Origin of the sequence: Syntrophomonas sp. UBA1041 (assembly GCF_002316705.1) — a bacterium.
Lineage (GTDB): Bacteria > Bacillota > Syntrophomonadia > Syntrophomonadales > Syntrophomonadaceae > DTU019.
The window spans coordinates 17,627-38,665 of the sequence record NZ_DCEA01000103.1; the positions used below are offsets into that span (position 1 = coordinate 17,627).

General features: G+C 50.7%; 18 protein-coding genes. 13 read left to right on the forward strand and 5 right to left on the reverse strand.

Features of this window, described 5'->3' with window-relative positions; all coding sequences use genetic code 11:
• Positions 1–47 precede the first annotated feature (47 nt).
• From B2633_RS14870 to icd, 9 genes are all read left to right on the forward strand, one after another.
• Positions 48–887, forward strand: coding sequence for a DegV family protein (locus B2633_RS14870; protein WP_483171499.1), 840 nt, complete (start codon positions 48–50; stop codon positions 885–887).
• A gap of 131 nt (positions 888–1,018) precedes the next feature.
• On the forward strand, positions 1,019–1,708 hold the full coding sequence (locus B2633_RS14875) for a DUF554 domain-containing protein (protein WP_483171500.1): 690 nt from the start codon (positions 1,019–1,021) through the stop codon (positions 1,706–1,708).
• 94 nt (positions 1,709–1,802) lie between these two features.
• Complete coding sequence (gatC, locus tag B2633_RS14880; protein ID WP_483171501.1) at positions 1,803–2,087, forward strand: Asp-tRNA(Asn)/Glu-tRNA(Gln) amidotransferase subunit GatC; 285 nt, start codon at positions 1,803–1,805, stop codon at positions 2,085–2,087.
• A 12-nt stretch (positions 2,088–2,099) separates the two neighbouring features.
• Complete coding sequence (gene gatA, locus B2633_RS14885) at positions 2,100–3,554, forward strand: Asp-tRNA(Asn)/Glu-tRNA(Gln) amidotransferase subunit GatA (RefSeq protein ID WP_483171502.1); 1,455 nt, start codon at positions 2,100–2,102, stop codon at positions 3,552–3,554.
• On the forward strand, positions 3,554–5,005 hold the full coding sequence (gene gatB, locus B2633_RS14890) for an Asp-tRNA(Asn)/Glu-tRNA(Gln) amidotransferase subunit GatB (protein WP_483171503.1): 1,452 nt from the start codon (positions 3,554–3,556) through the stop codon (positions 5,003–5,005). The genes gatA and gatB overlap by 1 nt, the downstream gene beginning before the upstream one ends.
• Before the next feature lie 73 nt (positions 5,006–5,078).
• Positions 5,079–6,272 carry a homocitrate synthase gene (gene nifV, locus B2633_RS14895; RefSeq protein ID WP_483171504.1) on the forward strand — a complete coding sequence of 398 codons (1,194 nt, stop codon included), beginning with the start codon at positions 5,079–5,081 and terminating at the stop codon, positions 6,270–6,272.
• Complete coding sequence (locus B2633_RS14900; RefSeq protein WP_483171505.1) at positions 6,253–7,509, forward strand: 3-isopropylmalate dehydratase large subunit; 1,257 nt, start codon at positions 6,253–6,255, stop codon at positions 7,507–7,509. The genes nifV and B2633_RS14900 overlap by 20 nt, the downstream gene beginning before the upstream one ends.
• An 18-nt stretch (positions 7,510–7,527) precedes the next feature.
• The gene (locus B2633_RS14905) at positions 7,528–8,028 is read left to right on the forward strand and encodes a 3-isopropylmalate dehydratase small subunit (RefSeq protein ID WP_481040883.1); all 501 of its coding nucleotides are present in this window, start codon (positions 7,528–7,530) and stop codon (positions 8,026–8,028) included.
• A gap of 68 nt (positions 8,029–8,096) precedes the next feature.
• On the forward strand, positions 8,097–9,371 hold the full coding sequence (icd, locus tag B2633_RS14910; protein WP_483171506.1) for an NADP-dependent isocitrate dehydrogenase: 1,275 nt from the start codon (positions 8,097–8,099) through the stop codon (positions 9,369–9,371).
• Between the two features lie 95 nt (positions 9,372–9,466).
• Here icd and B2633_RS14915 read toward each other — a convergent pair whose 3' ends face one another.
• Positions 9,467–11,233, reverse strand: coding sequence for a bifunctional homocysteine S-methyltransferase/methylenetetrahydrofolate reductase (locus B2633_RS14915; protein ID WP_483171507.1), 1,767 nt, complete (start codon positions 11,231–11,233; stop codon positions 9,467–9,469).
• 290 nt (positions 11,234–11,523) lie between these two features.
• On the opposite strand from B2633_RS14915, the gene B2633_RS14920 reads away from it, so the two are divergent.
• Positions 11,524–13,047 (forward strand): methylenetetrahydrofolate reductase C-terminal domain-containing protein, encoded by a 1,524-nt coding sequence (locus B2633_RS14920; RefSeq protein ID WP_483171508.1) that lies wholly within the window; start codon positions 11,524–11,526, stop codon positions 13,045–13,047.
• Positions 13,048–13,095: 48 nt separating this feature from the next.
• On the opposite strand, the gene B2633_RS14925 is transcribed toward B2633_RS14920, so the two are convergent.
• Together B2633_RS14925 and B2633_RS14930 are read right to left on the reverse strand one after the other, a co-directional pair.
• On the reverse strand, positions 13,096–13,944 hold the full coding sequence (locus tag B2633_RS14925; RefSeq protein ID WP_483171509.1) for a DegV family protein: 849 nt from the start codon (positions 13,942–13,944) through the stop codon (positions 13,096–13,098).
• Between the two features lie 62 nt (positions 13,945–14,006).
• Complete coding sequence (locus tag B2633_RS14930; protein WP_483171510.1) at positions 14,007–15,980, reverse strand: ATP-binding protein; 1,974 nt, start codon at positions 15,978–15,980, stop codon at positions 14,007–14,009.
• 424 nt (positions 15,981–16,404) lie between these two features.
• Here B2633_RS14930 and B2633_RS14935 point away from each other — a divergent pair, with 424 nt between their 5' ends.
• On the forward strand, positions 16,405–17,334 hold the full coding sequence (locus B2633_RS14935; RefSeq protein WP_483171511.1) for a stalk domain-containing protein: 930 nt from the start codon (positions 16,405–16,407) through the stop codon (positions 17,332–17,334).
• Between the two features lie 151 nt (positions 17,335–17,485).
• Here B2633_RS14935 and B2633_RS14940 read toward each other — a convergent pair whose 3' ends face one another.
• The gene (locus B2633_RS14940; RefSeq protein WP_481040872.1) at positions 17,486–18,151 is read right to left on the reverse strand and encodes an acetate uptake transporter; all 666 of its coding nucleotides are present in this window, start codon (positions 18,149–18,151) and stop codon (positions 17,486–17,488) included.
• A 517-nt stretch (positions 18,152–18,668) separates the two neighbouring features.
• Here B2633_RS14940 and B2633_RS14945 point away from each other — a divergent pair.
• On the forward strand, positions 18,669–19,163 hold the full coding sequence (locus B2633_RS14945; protein ID WP_483171512.1) for a MerR family transcriptional regulator: 495 nt from the start codon (positions 18,669–18,671) through the stop codon (positions 19,161–19,163).
• Positions 19,164–19,168: 5 nt separating this feature from the next.
• On the opposite strand, the gene B2633_RS14950 is transcribed toward B2633_RS14945, so the two are convergent.
• Positions 19,169–19,978 (reverse strand): hypothetical protein, encoded by an 810-nt coding sequence (locus tag B2633_RS14950; protein WP_483171513.1) that lies wholly within the window; start codon positions 19,976–19,978, stop codon positions 19,169–19,171.
• A 192-nt stretch (positions 19,979–20,170) separates the two neighbouring features.
• Between B2633_RS14950 and B2633_RS14955 the strand changes: the two genes are divergently transcribed.
• The gene (locus B2633_RS14955; RefSeq protein ID WP_483171514.1) at positions 20,171–20,935 is read left to right on the forward strand and encodes a MerR family transcriptional regulator; all 765 of its coding nucleotides are present in this window, start codon (positions 20,171–20,173) and stop codon (positions 20,933–20,935) included.
• Positions 20,936–21,039 lie beyond the last annotated feature (104 nt).

Sequence of the window (21,039 nt, forward strand, 5' to 3'; positions counted from 1 at the left end):
AATGTATAATAATCTCGTGGTTTATGAAGATCAATGAGGTTTAACATATGGGCATACGAATTGTGGCTGACAGCTGCTGTGATCTCCCTGCAGAGATCATAAAAGATTTTAATATCGGCATAGTACAGCTCCTGGTGCGATTTGGCGAAAGGGTCTATCAGCCTGGAGAGATCAGCAACAATGATTTTTACCGGCTCATGGAGGCGTCTCCGATCTTGCCGTCCACAACCCAGCCTGCCCTGGAAGAATTGACCCGCGTCTATACAGAGGCATTAAGTGATGGATCTCAAGTTCTGGCGATTCATTTTTCATCTGGCATATCCGGTACCTTTCAGGGGGCTCAAGTAGCTCAGAAAATGCTTGACAACCCGAATCTGACTGTCTTCGACTCGCGCAAAGCCTCAGTGGGATGCGGTTTGATGGTTTTGGAGGCCGCCCGCATGGCCCAAATCGGCCATGACCTGCAGACCATACTGGAGCGCTTGGAGGAGATGCGGCAGCACCTGCAGTGCCTCTTCACGGTGGGGAATATGGAATACCTTATAAAGGGCGGCCGCATATCCCGCAGTAAAGGGACTCTGGCCAATATTCTCGATATCAAACCGATTTTACATTTTGACCGGGATGGCTACATCATGCCTTTGAATAAAGCCCGGGGGCATAAATCGGCTATGCGCAAATTACTGGATATCATGGAGAATCAGGGCGCTGATCTATCTCAACAAACGGTGGGATTGAGTCATGCCAACAGCCCGGAAAGCGCTGAATATTTGCAGCGGAATATTCTGACCCGGTTCAAGCCGCGTGAGCTGATAGTCGGAGAAATAGGCCCGGTCATCGGCGCCCATGTAGGTCAGGGTACATATGCCATATTTTTTGAGTCTTGAGGAAGACCACGACCGCTCTCCCTCAACGGGGGAGTTTTTTTTGGCCATCTTTCAGGTCAAAGCTCCATTTTTAGGGCTGGGTGTAAGCAACCGGCAGCGGAATATATATTTATTCGTGGGGGTTATAACAGATGCTGGGAACCTTGATTAATGCTTTGGCTATCGTTTTAGGCGGGCTTTTGGGATTATTGTTCCGCAAGGGTATCCCGGAGAATTTCAATCGAACCATTCAGGATGGGCTGGGGATGGTGGTAGTAGCGATCGGCCTGCAATATGCCCTCAAGGCCGATCATTGGGCTGTCCTGGGCAGCAGTTTGGCTCTCGGTGCGGTGATAGGCGAATGGCAGCAATGGGAACAACGCCTGCAAATATGGGGCGATAAGGTGCAGCAAGTCTTCCGGGCCGAAGGCAATCGATTTGTAGAGGGTTTTATTGCCGCCAGTCTGCTCTTTTGCGTGGGGGCTATGGGGATAGTGGGAGCGCTTGAAGACGGGTTGACCGGCAATTACGATGTGTTGAGCGTAAAGGCGTTACTGGACGGCATTTTTGCACTGGTTTTCAGCGCCAACTACGGGGCCGGGGTGGTATTTTCATTCCTGCCCGTTCTGATATATCAAGGCACTATCAGTATTGGCGCGGTATGGCTTCAGCCCGTTCTGACGCCTTTGATGATGAACACCATCACCTCCCTGGGGGGACTGATCATAACTGCCTTGGGACTTAATATCATCGGCGTTACCAGGATTCGCATCGCCAACCTCTTGCCTGCGCTGCTGCTGGCGCCGATTATGGTTGGGCTCATGGGGATGGCTGGAAAATAAGGGTAGGCATGTTGTATTGGTGTTTAGTGACCTGAAATTGATATAATGATATAATATGATGAAAAAAATTTGACCTGTAAGCGAGGAAAACAGAATGGCTCTAACTATTGCAGAGGTTGAACATGTGGCATTACTGGCGCGTCTCAGCTTGAGCCAGATGGAAAAGGAACAACTTGCCGAGCAGCTGGGAGCAATCCTGGAGTATGCTGATCGCCTCAAGAAGCTCGATACTGAGAATATAGAACCATTGGACCATATCCTGCCGGTATCCAACGTATTTCGCGAGGATGCGGTCAAAAGCAGTCCCGACCGGGAAGAGATGCTGGCCAACGCCCCTATGGCAGAAGATGGGCAATATAAAGTGCCCAAGATTATTTAAAGGGGTGATAAGGTGCAGCTTTGTGATTTAACAATTCATCAATTGAAAACCCGCCTGGAAAAAAAAGAAATCACTTCCGAAGAGATTTTGGACTCCTGTCTGGGGCGAATTAAGGAAGTCGAACCTGATGTGCGGGCATTTATTACTCTTCTGGAGGATAATGCCCGGAACAGCGCCCGTCTTGTCGACAAACAGGGTAATTACCGGGGCCTGTCAGGGATTCCCTATGGCTTAAAAGATATATTCTGCACCCGCGGGGTATTAACCACCTGCGCTTCCAGGATTTTGGAAAATTTTGTGCCCAATTACGATGCAACCGTGGCTGGACGCCTGATTGAAGCCGGCGGCATTATGGTGGGTAAGCTGAATATGGACGAGTTTGCCATGGGCTCTTCCACAGAACAATCAGCCTTTTTCCCCACCCACAACCCCTGGGACCACAGCAGGGTGCCGGGGGGGTCGTCAGGGGGATCTGCTGCCGCAGTAGCGGCGGGTGAAATCCCCTTCAGCCTGGGGACCGACACCGGAGGCTCTATCCGCCAACCCGCATCCTACTGTGGGGTGGTCGGGTTGAAACCGACCTATGGCCGGGTTTCCCGCTGGGGGGTAATCGCCTATGCTTCATCACTTGATCAGGTGGGGGTTTTTACCCGCGATGTAGCCGACTGTGCCCTGGTGCTGCAAACCATTGCCGGACATGACCCCCTGGATTCGACCAGTATCGATATAGCGGTTCCTGATTACGCGGAGAGTTTGCAAAATGATATCAAGGGCCTGAAGATCGCCTATCCCCGCGAATATTTCCAGCAAGGGGTCAATGATGAGGTGAAGTCGGCCGTAGTGCAGGCCTTAAAAACCTATGATTCCCTGGGGGCGGTCATAGACGAAGTCTCCTTGCCCCACAGCGAATATGCCTTGCCGGCCTATTATCTGGTGGCCACCGCTGAGGCCAGCGCCAATTTGGCCAGGTATGACGGGGTCAGGTATGGGCTGCGGGATTTCTCAGCGGAGAATGTGGTGGACATGTTCTCCCAAAGCCGGGCTCTGGGATTCGGGTCCGATGTCAAACGCCGCATCATGTTGGGGACCTATGCGCTGAGTTCGGGTTATTACGATGCCTACTACCTTAAAGCTTTAAAGGTTCGCCGCCTTTTGAAGAATGACTTCGACAGAGTGTTTGAGGATTTCGATGTAATAGCGGCTCCAACCGCTCCTACCGTGGCTTTTAAACTGGGAGAACAGACCGGAGACCCATTGACGCTATATATGAATGATATTCTGACCGTTCCCATTAATATGGCCGGTTTACCGGGAATGTCAATTCCCTGCGGCTTCGCCGGGGGGATGCCGGTAGGCATGCAGTTGATCGGCAAGCCCTTTGATGAAGGAACTATCATTAAGGCGGCGTATGCGTTTGAACAGGCTACCAGCTTCCATTTGGCCAGACCCGGTTTGGGGGTGAAATAGTGGAAAAGTACGATTACGAGATTGTTATAGGTTTGGAAGTTCATGTGGAACTGAAAACCAAAACCAAGATATTCTGCGCTTGCTCGAACAGCTTCGGAGCCGAGCCGAACACCAATGTATGCCCGGTTTGCTCAGGCTTTCCCGGCATGCTTCCGGTATTGAACCAGCAAGTAGTGGACTACGCCATTCGGGCCGGCTTGGCCTTGAATTGTGAAATTTCTCCCTATAGCAAGTTTGACCGCAAGAATTACTTCTATCCGGATCTGCCCAAGGCTTATCAAATCTCGCAATTTGATCTGCCCATTTGCCTCAACGGTTATCTGGACATTTATGTTGAGGGCCGGACCAAGCGGATCGGTATTGTCCGGGCGCACATGGAAGAGGATGCCGGCAAATTAGTGCATCAGGGCAGCATCACTCAGACCGCCTTCTCACTGGTGGACTTGAACCGCTCCGGGGTCCCATTGTTGGAGATAGTATCCCAGCCTGATATGAGAAGCGCCGCAGAAGCCCGGGAATATTTGGAAAAGCTGCGCTCCACCATGCTGTTTGCGGGGGTATCCGATTGCAAGATGCAGGAAGGGTCTCTGCGCTGCGACGCCAATGTCTCGGTAAGGCCCTGGGGCGAGGCGAAACTGGGGACCAGAACCGAAATTAAGAATCTCAACTCTTTTCGGGCTCTGGAAAAGGCTATAGAATATGAAGCCCGGAGGCAGATGGATGCCCTGGATGACGGTGAGCTCATCGTGCAGGAAACCCGCACCTGGGATGAGGAGAAACAGGTCACGCGCTCCATGCGCAGCAAGGAAGAGGCCCATGACTATCGATATTTCCCGGAGCCGGACCTGCCGCCTCTGATGATCAGCCCAGAATGGGTGGAGAGTATTGCCCGGGAGATGCCGGAACTGCCTCATCAGGCCCAGCAGAGATTGATGGATGAATATGGGCTGCCGCCTTATGACGTGGCCATTTTAACCTCAACTCCGGAATACCTGGCTTACTTTGACCAGTGCGTAGTTGATTTTTCCCAGCCCAAAGCCGTAGCCAACTGGATGATGGGCGAGTTAAACAAATATCTTAACCAGAGCAATATGGAGATTTCAGCTTGCCTGGTTCAGCCCGGTCATTTGGCAGCCCTGTTGAAAATGGTTGATGAAGGTACTATTAGCGGTAAAATGGCCAAAGACATATTTGCTGAAATGTTTGCCAGCGGAAATGAACCGCAGGGAATTGTCAAGGAAAAAGGCCTGGCTCAGATATCGGATCAAGATACCTTGATTGCTATGATAGAAGAGGTTTTAAAGGCCAATCCCAAAGTGGTTGAAGACTACCTGGGCGGCAAGCAAAAAGCGGCCGGGTTTTTAGTAGGGCAGGTTATGAAGGCCACCAAAGGCCAGGCCAATCCCACCCTGGTGAATCAATTAATTGATAAGTGTTTGTCGGCCCAATAGTGTAATAGATAGACCAATATTCAAGTGATGGGGAAACCTGACCCTGAAAGGGTAAGAGAGGAGTGAATCTTATATGGATATAGACAGAGGCCGAGAATGGTTTATGGATGAAAACGCTAAAATCAGCATCGTAGATACTACCCTGCGCGATGGGGAGCAAACCGCAGGGGTAGTCTTTGCCAACGCGGAGAAGGTAAGAATTGCCAAGTTTCTTGACAGTGTTGGGATTGATCAAATTGAAGCCGGTATACCGGTTATGGGCGGTTTCGAAAAGGAGTGCATCAAACAGATTGTCAGCCTGGGGCTCAAAGCCAGCGTTATGGCCTGGAATCGGGCGGTGATCTCCGACATCAAGGAATCCATCTGCTGCGGCGTTGACGCTGTAGCTATATCTATTTCTACATCCGACATCCATATCGAACACAAACTGCAGACTACCCGGCAGGATGTGTTAAACCGCATGCAGCAGGCCTGCGAATTTGCTAAAGACCAAGGCATGTACGTCTCGGTTAATGCTGAAGATGCCTCCAGGTCCAATCCGGAATTCTTGACCGAATTTGCCCTGGTGGCCAAACATGCCGGGGCTGACCGCTTAAGGTTCTGCGACACCGTGGGTATACTGACCCCGCTGACCACCTATCGCTATATTAAGACCCTGATCGATGCGGTAGGCATCGATGTGGAAATGCACACTCATAATGATTTCGGTATGGCGACTGCCAATGCCCTGTCGGGTGTCTATGCCGGGGCTAAGTATGTGGGGGTTACCATAAATGGTTTGGGAGAACGGGCGGGCAACACCTGCCTGCAGGAAATGATTATGGTTTTAAAGTACCTCATAGGCATGAAATTGCCTTACAACACCACCATCTTCAGGGAAGTGGCGGAATATGTAGCCCGGGCTTCAGGAAGGATATTGCCGGTCAATAAACCCATAGTAGGGCGCAACATATTTTTCCATGAATCCGGAATTCACGGTGACGGGGTTCTCAAGAATCCCCTTACCTACGAGGTGTTTTCACCGGAAGAGGTCGGTTTAGAGCGGCAGATCGTCATCGGCAAGCATTCCGGATCAGCCGCGGTGGCCTCCAAATTTACGAAAGAATATGGCATTGAACTTTCCAAAAAAGAAGCCGAGGAATTATTGGGAAAGGTGCGCCAGATGGCCATCGATCTCAAGAGATCATTGTTTGACAAAGAATTGATGTACATCTATGAAGACTATATCAAAGGAAGAGGGGACCGCTTTGGGCAAGACAATAGCTGAGAAGATTCTGTCGTTAAAGAGCGGCCAGGATGCCAGAGCCAATGATATCGTGGTGGCTGACCTGGACTTCATAATGGGGCAGGATGGCACTTCACCGCTGGCCATTCAGGCCTTTCAGGAAATGGAAGCCAAAAAGGTGTTTGACCCGGCAAAGATCGCTATGGTCATTGACCACAGTGCTCCCAGCCCTTTACAGGGGGTGTCGGAACTGCATGATCAGATGCGCCGGTTCGCCGATCAGCAGGGTATTTTCCTTTATGACATCGGAGAAGGCGTATGCCATCAGCTGGTGCCGGAGCAGGGCCATGTGGTTTCAGGCGACCTGGTTATTGGAGCTGATTCACATACCTGCACTTACGGGGCTATCAACGCCTTTTCCACCGGAGTCGGATCAACCGACCTGGCGGCCGGCTTAATTTCCGGGAAGTTGTGGTTTAAGGTCCCCGAAACCTTCAAATTCGTGGTTAATGGTACTTTGCCTCCCGGGGTTTACTCTAAAGACTTGATACTCCATCTGATTGGAGATGTGACTGCAGATGGCGCTACCTATATGGCTGCCGAATATGTCGGCCCGGCCATTGACGCCCTATCCGTCGAAGCCCGTTTCACCATCAGCAATATGGCCATTGAAATGGGCGCCAAGGTGGGCCTGATGGAAGCTGATGACAAAACCCGGGCCTGGGTCGAAGAACATGGCAAACGCCCCTTCGCTCCGGTGAAGGCCGATCCCGACGCAGTTTACGCCCAGGTCAAGGAATACGATGTTTCCAATCTGGAGCCCCAGGTTGCCAAACCGCATACCGTCGACAATGTCTCCCCGATCACTGAAGTAGCGGGAACACCCATTCAGCAAGGGGTTATCGGCACTTGCACCAACGGGCGCATTGAGGATCTGCGCATTGCCGCAGCCATACTGAAAGGGCGGCGGATTCGCCCCGGGGTTCGCCTCATCGTAGCCCCTTCTTCACGGCAGGTGATGCTGCAGGCTATTCGCGAGGGGCTTCTGGAGACTTTCGTGGAATCCGGCGCAGCCGTGGTAACACCGGGTTGCGGTCCTTGCGTTGGCACCCACAATGGTGTGCCGTCTGACGGCGAAAATGTGATCTCAACTGCCAACCGCAATTTCAAAGGACGCATGGGGAACAACAAGGCATTTATATATCTGGCATCCCCGGCCACAGTAGCAGCTTCGGTGTTGACCGGTGTCATTACTGACCCCCGGGACTATATTAAATAAGGTGAGGAGGCCGAGCAGTTGAGTTTACGCGGTAAAAGCCATAAATTTGGGGATGATGTTAACACCGATTACATCATTTCGGGAAGACATAAATTTAAAACCCTCGATATGAAAGAATTGGCCAAACATGTTATGGAGGACCTGGACCCCGATTTCTACAACAAGGTGAGCAAAGGCGACTTTATCGTGGCGGGGCGGAACTTCGGTTGCGGATCATCCCGGGAACAAGCCCCTTTGGCGATTATCAATGCTGACATCAGTGTGGTTCTGGCCAAGTCCTTTGCCCGCATATTCTATCGTAATTGCATCAATACCGGCCTGCCTCTGGTAGAATGCAACACTGACTTGATCGATGCCGGTGATGAATTAGATATAGATCTGCAAGCCGGTGTGGTGCACAATCTCACCAAGAACATTGATATACCCACCACCCCATTGCCGGCGGTTATGCTCAAGATCCTCTCCGACGGCGGTTTGGTCGAGCATTTCAAGAAATACGGCACTTTCAATTTCGACTAGGGAGCCTCTCCGGGTATCTAGTCCAATCCTATTTATGACAGGCGAATTTATGAGGAGGTTATTTGTATATGACTCTCACCCCGGGCGAAAAGATCACGGTTAAGGATGGTGTCTTACATGTGCCTGACCATCCCATAATTCCTTTTATCATAGGGGATGGAACCGGCCCCGATATATGGGCGGCGGCTTCACGAGTCCTGGATGCGGCGGTAGATAAGGCCTATCAGGGCCGCCGTAGTGTTGTCTGGAATGAGGTTTTGGCGGGAGAGAAGGCCTTTAATCTCACCGGCGAATGGCTGCCGCCGGAGACCCTGGATGTTATCCGCGAATATATCATTGCCATCAAAGGACCGCTTACCACTCCGATTGGAGGAGGCATACGCTCCCTGAATGTAGCCTTGCGTCAGGAGCTGGACCTATATGTGTGCCTGCGCCCGGTGCGTTATTTCCCGGGGGTGCCGTCACCGGTCAAGAAGCCGGAGGATACCGACATGGTCATCTTCCGGGAGAACACCGAGGACATCTATGCCGGTATCGAGTATTCCCACGACTCGGCTGAAGCCAGGAAATTGATCGACTTCCTGCAACGGGAACTGGGTGTTACCAAGATACGCTTCCCGGAAAGCTCAGGCATGGGAATCAAACCGGTTTCCGAACAAGGCAGCCAGCGCCTGGTACGGGCTGCCATCCAATATGCCCTGGAAAACGGGCGCAAAAGTGTAACCCTGGTCCATAAAGGCAACATCATGAAATATACCGAAGGCGCGTTTAAAAACTGGGGTTATGAGCTGGCTGAAAGCGAGTTTGGCTCCAGGGTGTTCACCTGGGCGGAGTATGACCGCATCAAGGATGAACTGGGCGGCGACGCCGCTGATGCGGCCCAGGCCGAAGCGGAAAAGGCCGGCAAAATAATCATCAAGGATGCTATTGCGGATATCTTCCTGCAGCAGATATTGACCCGGCCGCGTGAATTCGATGTGGTGGCCACCTTAAACCTCAACGGCGATTATATTTCAGACGCCCTGGCGGCACAGGTAGGCGGCATCGGCATCGCCCCCGGGGCTAACATCAACTATGTGACCGGGCATGCCATTTTTGAGGCCACCCACGGAACCGCACCCAAGTACGCCGGTCTGGATAAAGTCAATCCTTCCTCGGTGATACTGTCCGGGGAGATGATGCTGCGCCATTTGCAATGGAATGAGGCCGCTGATCTGATCATAGCGGCGGTGGAAAAGACCATCGCCGGCAAAGTGGTGACTTACGACTTCGCCCGACTGATGGAAGGGGCCACCGAGGTTAAATGCTCACAGTTTGCGGATGAATTGATAAAGAATATGTAAAGCCGGTGGCATTAGGAAGCGATTTACATGGGACGGTTGGGAAACCGTCCCTTTATCATCCTGAGCTGTCCACAACTAGCCCGGGAGTAGCTCCATTAGACAGTCAAATTGCGTATCCCGGCGATTATGGCAGTAATGATATCGACGCGCTTAAAAGGCGTTATCAGATAATATCCGTCTACATAATCATATATCTGGCTAGCCATATCTATGGATACCTCCACCGCTAGCCGGTGGGCTTCTTCTCTGGGAATATCCCGGTATTGTTCCACGATTTCCTCCGCAACATATATGCCCGCCACCTCATTGTTCATAAAGCAGGCATTGCGGTGGCTCATGATAGGCAGAATGCCTCCCAGGATGCTGGCATTTAACTCCTGACGGGCTTTTTTGATATTCTCAACCGCCTGCCGGCTCAGCACCGGCTGGGTCAGGAACATGGTCACGCCCTGAGCGATTTTCTTTTGCGCCCGCTGCAGCTGGCTGCCAAAATTTCTGGCATTTACATTTAAAGCCGCGCAAATGTTAAAAGGGGACGAAAACACGGTTTCGTTCAGATTTCGGATATAGCCTGCCAGTACGGCTGAATTGAAGCTGAATATCCCCTTGATTTCGTCGCGCTGGGCGGTGGGAACCGGGTCGCCGGTGACCACCAAAACATTGTTGACGCCCTCGATGCTAAGTCCCAGCAAGAGGGCTTTGGTGGCGTTGATATTGCGGTCCCGGCAGGTCATATGAGGAATCGGGGTAATATCCAGTTCTCTTTTCAATTTGCAGGCCATCAGGCTGCTGTCCACCCTGGCCCTGGCCAGCGGGCAGTCGGCAATGGTAATGGCGTCCACCCCGGCTTGTTTGAGAAGCTGCGCTCCTTCCATAAAGAAATCGATGTCCGTATCGATAGGCGGGTCCAGCTCTACAGCAAGCACCTTTTTTCCCTGTTTGATTTTATCCGTCAGCGGATTCTCTAAGGGGACTTTGACCCGGAACGCTTGCGGCTGAGCGGTCTTCTGCACGATTTCTCCCACCGTCAGGCCTTTAAGACGGGCCACCGTTTCACGGATATAGGCAGGGGTGGTGCCGCAGCAACCTCCCAGGATGGCGACCCCTTGTCTGGCCAGCTCCAGCATTTTGCCAGCGAAATATTCCTTGCTGTTATTGAAGTAGATGCGGTTGTTTACCGTGGTGGGATAGCCCGAATTGGGCATAACCGAGATGATTTTGTCCCGGATGTCGAAAGTTTTGATGTATTCCAATAAATGTGAAGGTCCGGAATAGCAGTTAAAACCACAGGCATCGATGCTGGGCCATTGCCATACTTTTTCCAGCAGTTGATGACCGGATATGCCCATTCGGGTCAAACCTTCCGGTGATACTGCGAATTCTGCCAGTATATAAGCCTGGGGGTTGTGGTCTTTGATATATTGAGACACTTCCAGCAGATCGTCGGCACTGCTAAAGGTTTCAAATATGAAGTGTGACGCTCCCAGGTCCAGGAATACATTCACAATTTCCTGATACTGCTCCCCAATGTCGGCGGTATCATCCCCGGGTATGGGACCAATGTCGGCGAACACCTGCACCTGAGTACCGCGTACCGCCTCTTCGGCCAGACGGTAACCCCGGCAGATGACTTCCCTGACAGTTTCAAAATCACGATTCAGGCTGATCCGGTTAGCCCCAAAGGTATTGGTCTTGATGGCCTGACAACCGGCCGAGATATATTCACGATGGATGCTTACGATAGTGGCCGGGTCGTACAGATTGGCCAGTTCACACGGGCTTACCGGATTCACCGCCCGGCTGGCATAATAAGTTCCCATGGCTCCATCAAAAATGTAGGGTTGCTCGATTGACTGTCTCATGGCGATGAATACCTTTCTTACAAAATCCCATGACCTGCACTGGCCTTAAATCTCGACTACCCGTATATTATACCTTACTGCATTTTTATATTGATAAGCATTTATTCCTTGCTGACCAACTATGAACCCATCTACAGGGCTGGTCGCGATTCATAATGATGATAACTGAATTATGTTATAATTCAATATATCCTGACCTGTGGACAATCGTTGGCTCTTGGGCCTGGTGGTAATGACATGTATCTTTGGATTTATGCCTCCAGTGCAGTTGTTAAAGGGAAGTGAAGCAGATGAACAGCCGCTTTGCAGAATCGTTATTAAATAAAAACAGCTTCTGTGTAACCTGGGAATTGGTGCCAGGCCGGGGAGCACATGAAAAATCCCAGCAAGATGCGGTAAAAGCGGCTAGACTAGCCGCTGCTGACGGCAGGATTCACGCCGTGACCATCACCGATAATCCTGGGGGGCGGCCCGCCTTGTCAGCTAGTTGCCTGGGGATAGAGATTCAAAAGCTGGGCATAGAGGCGCTTATCCATTTTACCTGTAAAGACAAAAACCGCAATCAAATCGAGTCCGAGTTGTACGCCCTGGAGCGGGCCGGTGTGGAAAACCTCTTGGTCATGAGCGGCGACTACCCCAGCAGTGGATTTAAAGGCCGGCCCAAACCGGTTTTCGACCTGGACCCGGTGCAGCTGCTGGATTTAATAAACAGTTTGAATAACGGCGCCAGCGAACCCTCTGCGGGGGCTAACCCCTGCCAGCCCACCCGCTTCTTCGCCGGCTGCGTGGTTTCACCGTTTAAGGCCAGTGAAGCCGAACTGATGGCACAGTATTATAAACTTAAGAAAAAGATCGATCATGGCGCCCGTTTTGTCATTACCCAGCTGGGTTTCGACGCCCGCAAATTTCATGAGGCCTTGCAGTTTGTAAAGCTTTATCGCCCCGAACTGCCAGTGATAGGCAACATCTATGTCCTGCCTTTCGGCGCTGCTAAAATGATGAACGCCAACCAGCTGCCGGGCAGCGTGGTTACCGACCGGCTTTTAGAACAAATAGACCAAGAACGAAATGATGAGGACAAAGGCAGCGGGGCTCGCCTGCTGCGGGCCGCCAAAATGTACGCCTTTATGAAAGGCATGGGCTTTGACGGGGTGCACCTGGGGGGGCATAATCTCAAATATGAACAGGTTGCATACATCACCGAAAAAGGGGAAGAACTCAGCTCTGACTGGATGAAGCTGATACCTGAGTTCGATTACCCTCAAACCGGCGGCTTTTATTATTATGAACCAGATCATGCCAACGGACTTAATACCAAGACTCCGGTCAACCGGACCGGTTTAGTGCCCGAGTATCCGGTTAGCGCCAATCACCGCTTGATGCGCTGGTTCCATCAGGTTTTTTTCCAGCCTGGCGGTCATCTGTTCCCCCTCATGGCAAAATACTATAAAGGGAATAAAAACCCCGAAAAATACCGGCTTGAGCACTTGCTGAAAGTGATAGGCAACGGCTGCCAGGATTGCGGTGATTGCGCCTTGCTGGATATCGCTTATCTGTGCCCCATGGCGCAATGCCCGAAAAACCAACGCAATGGAGCTTGCGGCGGCAGTATGAACGGCTGGTGCGAGGTATATCCCCAGCAGAAAAAATGTATTTGGGTAAAAGCCTATGCCATGCTCAAGGCTTACCATGAAGAGAGCCAACTGGAAAATCTTTATGTACCGCCGGTTAACTGGGACCTATATCATACCTCAGCCTGGTATAATTATTTTACCGGCCGCGACCATTCCGCTGTCGGCAAAAAGATGGAATAAAATAGGCGGACGCACTGGGAGAACTAGTTTCTGGTGCGGCTGTTTCCTTTAATAATAAGCCAGGCCGATGGTGCCGGGCCCGACATGGGCGCCTATGACCGGGCCGGTCTCTCTGACGTAGATAGGTCCGGAGTAAATTTGGGCTAAGCGCTGTCTCAATTCTTCGGCTTCTTCCGGTGCGTCCACATGGGTAACGGCCAGTTTCTCCACCTGGGGAGACAGGGCGGAAAAAGCCTCCACAATCCGGGTTACTGCCTTGTGTTTGGTGCGGATCTTGTCAAACACATCTATTTTGCCTTCATGCAAGTACAAAATCGGCTTGATCTGCAGCATGTTGCCGAAATATTTGGCGGCCGGGCCGATGCGCCCGCCTCTTGACAGGTATTCCAGATTATCTACCACGAAAAATACTTTGGTCTTGGGGATCATACGTTTCAACTCATTCAGGATGGCATCCATGCCCTGCCCGTCCTGGCGCATTTCGCAGACCCTTATTATCTGCAGAGCCAGACCTATGGTAGAAGACCATGAATCTATTACATGAATCCTGACATCACTCCGGTTCAGCAGCCCCTGGGCCATCTCCGCAGAATGCCAGGTGCCGGAGAGACGCGAGGATATCACTATCACCAGGGCTTCGTCGCCGAGGGGCAGTGAGCGGTAGACTTCTAAAAAATCGCCGGCTGACGGCTGCGAGGTAGTCGGAAAGACCGGTTGACTGCGCATGACCTGGTAGCATTCGCGATTGCTTAAATCTATACCTTCCCGGTACTGTCTGCCTTGCATCATTACATTAAGAGGGACTACCCGAATATCCTCGTCTTTCAGCATACTTTCAGTGAGGTATGCCGTACTGTCAGTTATAATGTGTATGGCCATTTCAATTATTCCCTTCACACCTGAATATGATGGTAAATATAATTGAACAGCCGCGAACTGTCAATATTTAAGCCGGTTATTTAGACTTTAAGACTGTTTGCGTTCTGCCCCAAGAACTGAACCCTGATCTGAGCGTATTTTTCTTCCAGATCGCCGATAATAGAGGTTATCTTTTGAAAATCATGCTCCCGGGCGGCTTTTTCCAATTTGCCGGCCAGCTGTGAAATGGCTGCCAGGCCATACATGCCGGCAGTACCCTTAATGTCGTGCCCCAGGCTCTGCAATCCGGGCAGGTCTTTTTTTCTCCAGGAGGCGTACAGGGATTCCAGCATTTCACCCAGCATTTCGAGAAGCTCAGGCATCAGCTCATTGATGAGCAATCTGTCATTTTCCAAGGCGGTGTCTCTGTTCTGTTGAGGCAGGTGCTGAGTTATTATTTCCGCCAGTTCCCTGGCTTTAAAGGGCTTGGAGATATAATCGGTACAACCGCTGGCCAGACATTTTTCCCGGTCACCCACCATGGAATTGGCGGTCATGGCGATAACCGCCACATGATTGAGGCTGGCATCCTGGCGAATTATCCCGGCAGTTTCATATCCGTCCATAACGGGCATCTGCATATCCAGCAAAACTACATCGAACGACTCTTGATGCAGGGCGTTCAGGCATTCCAGGCCATTGCTTACCACACGGCAGTAGAAGCCATAATTATGCAGCATCTGTGAAACAATTTTTTGATTCAATAAATTGTCTTCAGTGACAAGAATGCGGGCGGGGTCAAAATTCAGTACAGCGTTGTCAGCAGTTTGTGCTGCCGGTGATATGCCGCCGTGATTTGGCTCAGCAGTCCCTGCAGCCTCCTGCAAGGGTATTTCTATATAGATGGTGGTGCCTATTCCAAACTGGCTTTCTGCCCGAATCGTACCCTCCATTAGATTGACCAGCTTCTGGCAGATATATAAACCCAGCCCGGTTCCTCCGTATTTACGGGTAGTGGAACTATCCGCCTGAGTAAAGGGAGCGAAAATCTCCGGCAATTCTTCAGAGCTTATGCCGATGCCGGTATCCTTAACGGCCACTGCCAGGCGCGGGTCGTCAGGGGAGCCGCTTTTGCAGGCTTCAATGGTGACCGAGCCCTGATGTGTGAATTTTACTGCATTGCTCAGTACATTACTCAGTATCTGCTGCATCTTGGCCTGATCCAAATAGATCATCTCGGGCAGTTCTTCGTCAACGTTTAACTGTACCTTTAAACCTTTGGCCTGTAACAATGGCTCCACGATTTTCAAGGACCGGCTGAGCAGGGGGCGGATGCGGCAGCAAGTAGGGTTGAGGTTGACCAGGCCAACTTCGATTTTGGATACATCGAGAATTTCGTTGATAATCGCCAGCAATTGTTCGCTGCATTCTCTAATCACATTTAAATTTTCCTGTTGGTTACGGTTCAAAGCGCTTTGCTCCAACAAGTCCACCGAGCCCAGCACACCTATCATGGGGGTTCTGATTTCATGGCTGATATTAGCCAGGAATTGACTTTTTGCCTGGTTGGCGGACTCGGATTCATGGAGGGTAATAACGGTTTCGGTAATATCTGTTGCGGTGATGACCTGACAATTGGGCAGATCCTCTATAAGCTCAATACGGTATCTGAAGAATCGTTCCTGCTCATTGACAATGCGCTTAGATTCAAACTGAACACTATTATTGTTAGCTAAACCGGTCTGCACCTCCAGGAGGTCAGGTTGGGAAATCGATAAGATCTCGGCCAGGACAGCTTCGTCCACTACCGTGGCTTCATTCAATTCAAACAGCTTTTCGGCGGGCGCATTTTGGTAGAGCAGCATGCCGTCAGGGTTTAAGACCAGGATACTATGCGGCAGTTGGTTGAGGATCATAGACTGGCAGTGTGCTATATCCCGCTCATAGCTGTTAACACATCCTGAAGCAGGTTTTTTCGACTCACGGTTGCGCTGCTGCCAAAACGCGTAAAAAGCGATAAAAAGTGCTGCACTCATTATGGCCCCGGGCAGGTAAAATTGACACAATCTTGTCACTATTGCCGGATTATTAAAGTATATTGTCAGACTTGAAATAAGAAATATGAGGCAGACAGCGATTACAACTCCCCGCCCGCTTAGTAAATAAGACATGATTGCCTGTCCTCCGCTACAATAATTCAAAATCTCCAAAAAAAGGGGGTAACTATAAGATACAGCATCAGAGCTGAGAAAAATGTCTGCTTATGGTTAGAAACAGTAGTTTTTTTTAGAGTATGTTGACGAAGCTTGTATAAATAAATCGCTTTTGATATCCAGTGGAGCTATTCAGATTGAATTATCCGGGGTTTAACTGGAAAGGAGAATTGTGGAACGGAGCGAAACCCGTCCTTTTTTGGCAGGAATTATAGGCATTCTGGTGAAATATTAGTAATAGTAACGCGTATTTAGAATTATGAAAAAGTATCGGGGAGGACTTATTATGCGTGTCAACAAATTTGCTGCCGGCTTCGCTGTTCTGGCCTTGGTTTTAGGACTCCTGTTAATCCAGCCTCTGGCACTGGCCCAGCGGGCGGTAACTATATTTTTGGATGGCCGGGAGATTCGATCCGACGTGGCTCCGGTAATTATTGACGGACGCACCATGGTGCCCATTCGCGCCATCAGTGAGGGTCTGGGCATGGCAGTGGAATGGGATGATAAGAACTATCGGGTTTTAATCAGCAGCGCAACTGTACCGGTTAGCGGGACAATCCCTTCCTTTGCCGACAATTTGGACATTCGCGGGCAAGCCGTCCTCAGTGCCGAGCAATTAGAGGCTTTGATGATTAAGAACAATCCCGACGCCCCCCGCGAATTGCCGGAATTGTACCTGAGCATTGGCGCTGAGTATGGAATCAGAGGGGACATAGCCTTTTGCCAGGCTGCTAAAGAAACCGGCTGGTGGAGATTCGGCGGTCTGGTTCAGCCTTATCAGAACAATTATTGCGGTCTGGCAGCGACCGGGCAGGCTGCGACCGGTGCGGAGGATCTGCGCGGGGCGGATCCTGGCCGGGTACGGTTTGAAAATGGAGTGCACGGCGCCATTTTCTCCTCCCCCGCTGCCGGGGTTGAAGCCCATATCCAGCATTTGTACGCTTACGCCTGCAAGAATACCCTGCCGTCTGGAAAAAGCCTTGTAGATCCCCGGTTTGTCCTGATCACCCGCGGTATAGCGGCACAATGGAGCGATCTGAACGGGCGCTGGGCTGTACCCGGAGTGGGCTATGGAGAAAGCATATTGACGGATTATTATTATAAAGCCTTTACCAGTACCTCCAATTATGCCCTGAGTGAGCAGGAGCAACTGAAGCGCTTGCAGATGGAAAATCAATTGTTAAAACAAGAAATTAACCGTTTGAAGGCCATATAGAAAGGCTGGATAAAGGCAGTTGAGCTTTGGAAATGGATGTTCTACGCTCAGTTCTGTGCCAGTCAGTGAGTTGGCCGTGAAAGGAAAAATATAATTAAAAGAATAAAAAACCGTTTTCAGCCCCGGCTGAAAACGGTTTTTATTTTTAACCTTAGGCAGCTATGCTGGCTTTCTGCTTGGCAGCCACCGATTTACGGTGGAAGGAGCCGAAAGGAGCCCCTGTCGGCAATACGCTATAGCCGTAATGCACGTTCAAAACCGTGGCCCCGGCTAAATAGAATGAGAATATCGAGACCAGCAACTCTGAATAGGCAGCCACTTCATGCCACATATGTGCATCCCCGATCTGCAAGCTGCTGAAGGACAGACCTAAAAAGAGAAAGTCAATAAAAAAGAATATTAAAAAGAGTACTTTATTGGTCCCCATGGCTCCTACGGTCATGAATAAGGTGAAGATCAAATAACCGAGGAAAGCGAAGCCCAGTTGTTTGGGATCAATAATAGCAGCTTCGTTCAAACCAATAGTGCCATTACCGGTCATCCAGGTCATAGCGACGCCGAACCAGAAAAAGCCGTAAGCGCAAAACGCGGTTCCCCCGAAGGTATTGTTGTGTTTAAAGTCCAGTAATCCTGCGACAAATTGAGCACTTGCGCCCAGAAAAATAGCCCAGGGAATAACATAAGCAGTTCCCTCGGTAATCCCCAGCTTCTGCGAAGAAGCCACCAGCGTAACAATGGCCAACCCCAGCAAGCCTAATGGGGTTGGATTGCCTACCAGTTCCTGAATATGACCGGTTACCTTCATTTCATTAGTCATTTTCTACTATTACCCCCCGTATAATGTGAAATATTGTAATCGGATCTGCCTTGGAAACGTCTTCAGCCGGCCCCCTTTCCCTGCAATAAATTTGTGAAATAAAGTTCTTACGACAAATGCAATTCAACATTTCCGACAGAAAATCCTGCTAAATGACAGCGGCCTTTATATTAGCTGATAGAACGCCCGGCCAGAGCGCTGCTTCAGCTTGTGAGCACGGCAACAAAAAAGCCGTCCTATTGTGGACGGCTGCTCATATACATTTATCAAGTAGTATATAAGCGAAATTAAGAAGGGGTAGGGAAAGTAACGGCTTCACAATAATTGGCTTAGTAAGTTGATAATCAGGTTCATAACCGGTATTCATAAGTTGATAATCAGGTTCATAACCGGGTGTTCATCGGGTACTGCTTCACAACTGTTTGTGATGCTCCCTGCGCCTGATTGTCGGGGATGGGTCTTTATTGCTTCACCTGATAACAATCTATGAGGTGAGTTCGGGAAAGGTGACAGGAGTATGGAGAGATTTTATAAAATAGGTGAGGTGGCTGAGCTGCTGAACATCGAGCAGCACACTTTACGCTACCTGGAAAACAGCCTCAAGATAAAAATCAAGCGTGACGAACGCGGCGACCGGATGTATAGCGAGGCCGATCTGGACACATTGCGCCTGGTTTTGCAGCTTAAAGAAAAAGGGTTGAATACTACTGCCATAAAACTGGCCCTGGAGACCGCACAGGACAGCGAGGACGGCCAGCAGCCCGGGCTGGTCAGCGTCCAGCCAGAGAACAACATCAAAGAAATGGTCAGTATAGCCCGCAGGATCATTGAACAAAATGATGAACTGATGCAGCAAAACCACAAGCTGGAAGAAAGGATGGCGCGTCTGGAGAAAAAAATTGAGGAGCGCAACGTGGAACGGGAAAAAAAGATCGACGAATTCCTGAATCTGTGGAGAGCAGAACAGGAAGGCAAAGGGCGCTCCTGGCTGTCCTGGCTGCGCGGTAAATAATTTATTTAATTCCTGGCCTGCATAAAACAGGTGTTTCCGCAGATTAAACAGCTTTGCCGCTTAACCTTCAGAGGAGCGGTTTGATTGGCTGTTCTCACCATCTGCAATACCGTCTGGCAATGAGCCTCGTCCCTACACTCTACCGCCAGGACACTGGCCCCTTCCATGCCTCCGACCCCTCCGGCCGCCACCTGCACTGCATCAGCCCCGGCTAGTATTCTTATACTGTCAATTTCGGTTATAATCCTGGTGTTGGGAACCGTTATGTAGCCGCACTTGTAACCCAGACAGAGGCTGCTCTCAGGGGCTCCTGCCATCCACCGCTCAGCTTCAATACAACTGGGGATCGCTTTTTCCAATCCTACCGGGGCTATCCAGTGAATTCCCCGGGCCTTGATGGCGCCGATCGCTTTTCCCACCGTTCCGCCCTGGTCGTCTCCGAGCAGAACCCCGATAAGACCTGCGCTGTCAAATGCATTGGCACCTTTTATGAATACATCCCCTGACCGCATGCTGTTCAAAAATTCCAGCCATTCGGTTTGAACAGGAGTGCCTTGATCCAGGCACCATGGAGCGACCCGTTGGTCCTTTTCAGTAACACAGGCGGCCCTTTGCGTAATAATCCCGGCTGCGTGAGGTTCCAGGTTTTTTATCTCCACATTCAACAGGGCTTTGGCCACCATGACATTTGTGGTTCCGGAGGCGATGATGATTTTGCCTTGACGGAAGGCCTTCTGCACCTCGGGAAGGGCTGCCACAGCCTGACCGATAAGCACCTTGGCTGCTGCCGGATGCAATGCCAGGGTAGTAATCACTGTTTTTCATCCTTTCGACTGACTTTTGACCTAATTATACCGCAAATTGTTTTATCCACTGCAAGGCTATCCATATTCTTAATAATGGGCATTTTTTAGAAGCCGTCTCTTTTGTTATTTATTTCCTGGCATCCTTTATTGACCTTGACGCAACGTAAAGGTGTATAGTGATTTTGTCGGGAGTTGATGGAAATGGAATATACGGTTCAGAAACTAAGCCGGCTGGCCGGAGTCAGCCCCAGGACATTGCGCTACTATGATCAAATCGGCCTTCTCAAGCCCGCCCGGATCAGTTCATCGGGATATCGCATTTACGGTCGTGAACAAGTGGACCGTCTGCAGCAGATCCTCTTGTACCGGGAAATGGGCGTGGACCTGGAGCAGATCAAGGCAATGTTGTCGGAACCATGCTTCGATGGCCTGAAAGCCCTGAAAGAGCACCATTGTAAACTGTTGATGAGAAGGCAGCAACTGGATTCACTTATCGCCAATGTTGAAAAGACCATAGCCATGACAGAAGGGAGAATCATCATGACCGATGCTGAGAAGTTTGCCGGTTTTAAGCGCCGACTGGTGGAAGAGAACGAGCAAAAATACGGGGAGGAGATAAGGGGCAAATACGGCGACAAAGTGGTGGAGGCCTCCTATCAGAAGGTGCTGGATATGACTCCGCAGCAATACGCCGAGATAGAGCGTTTGAGCGCCGCCTTCAATGACACCCTGAAAGAGGCCATGGCAAGCGGCAATCCCGGAGGGGATCTGGCCCAGCAGGCCGCTGACCTGCATCGCCAGTGGCTGTGCTACTTCTGGGAAAGCTACACCGGAGAGGCCCATGCCAGAATGGCCCAGATGTATGTTGATGACGAGCGTTTCACCGCGCACTATGACAAGATACAACCCGGGGCTGCGGTATTCTTGAGGGACGCAGTGCAGATCTATACCGGCATCCATGAATGATGCCGCAGACCGTCGACAAAAGCGAATAACTGCGTTGCTCAATAGGTCCGCTCAATCAACGTGCTATTTGTACGTCTCAATCGCGGGCCTATCGAGCGTCTTGC

Excerpts from the sequence above, each read along its gene's own strand:
- B2633_RS14870 (WP_483171499.1), top strand. The coding sequence starts at position 48 with ATGGGCATACGAATTGTGGCTGACAGCTGCTGTGATCTCCCTGCAGAG.
- B2633_RS14915 (WP_483171507.1), bottom strand. The coding sequence starts at position 11,233 with ATGAGACAGTCAATCGAGCAACCCTACATTTTTGATGGAGCCATGGGA.
- nifV (WP_483171504.1), top strand. The coding sequence starts at position 5,079 with ATGGATATAGACAGAGGCCGAGAATGGTTTATGGATGAAAACGCTAAA.
- icd (WP_483171506.1), top strand. The coding sequence starts at position 8,097 with ATGACTCTCACCCCGGGCGAAAAGATCACGGTTAAGGATGGTGTCTTA.
- B2633_RS14935 (WP_483171511.1), top strand. The coding sequence starts at position 16,405 with ATGCGTGTCAACAAATTTGCTGCCGGCTTCGCTGTTCTGGCCTTGGTT.
- B2633_RS14940 (WP_481040872.1), bottom strand. The coding sequence starts at position 18,151 with ATGACTAATGAAATGAAGGTAACCGGTCATATTCAGGAACTGGTAGGC.
- gatC (WP_483171501.1), top strand. The coding sequence starts at position 1,803 with ATGGCTCTAACTATTGCAGAGGTTGAACATGTGGCATTACTGGCGCGT.
- B2633_RS14955 (WP_483171514.1), top strand. The coding sequence starts at position 20,171 with ATGGAATATACGGTTCAGAAACTAAGCCGGCTGGCCGGAGTCAGCCCC.
- B2633_RS14920 (WP_483171508.1), top strand. The coding sequence starts at position 11,524 with ATGAACAGCCGCTTTGCAGAATCGTTATTAAATAAAAACAGCTTCTGT.
- B2633_RS14945 (WP_483171512.1), top strand. The coding sequence starts at position 18,669 with ATGGAGAGATTTTATAAAATAGGTGAGGTGGCTGAGCTGCTGAACATC.
- B2633_RS14875 (WP_483171500.1), top strand. The coding sequence starts at position 1,019 with ATGCTGGGAACCTTGATTAATGCTTTGGCTATCGTTTTAGGCGGGCTT.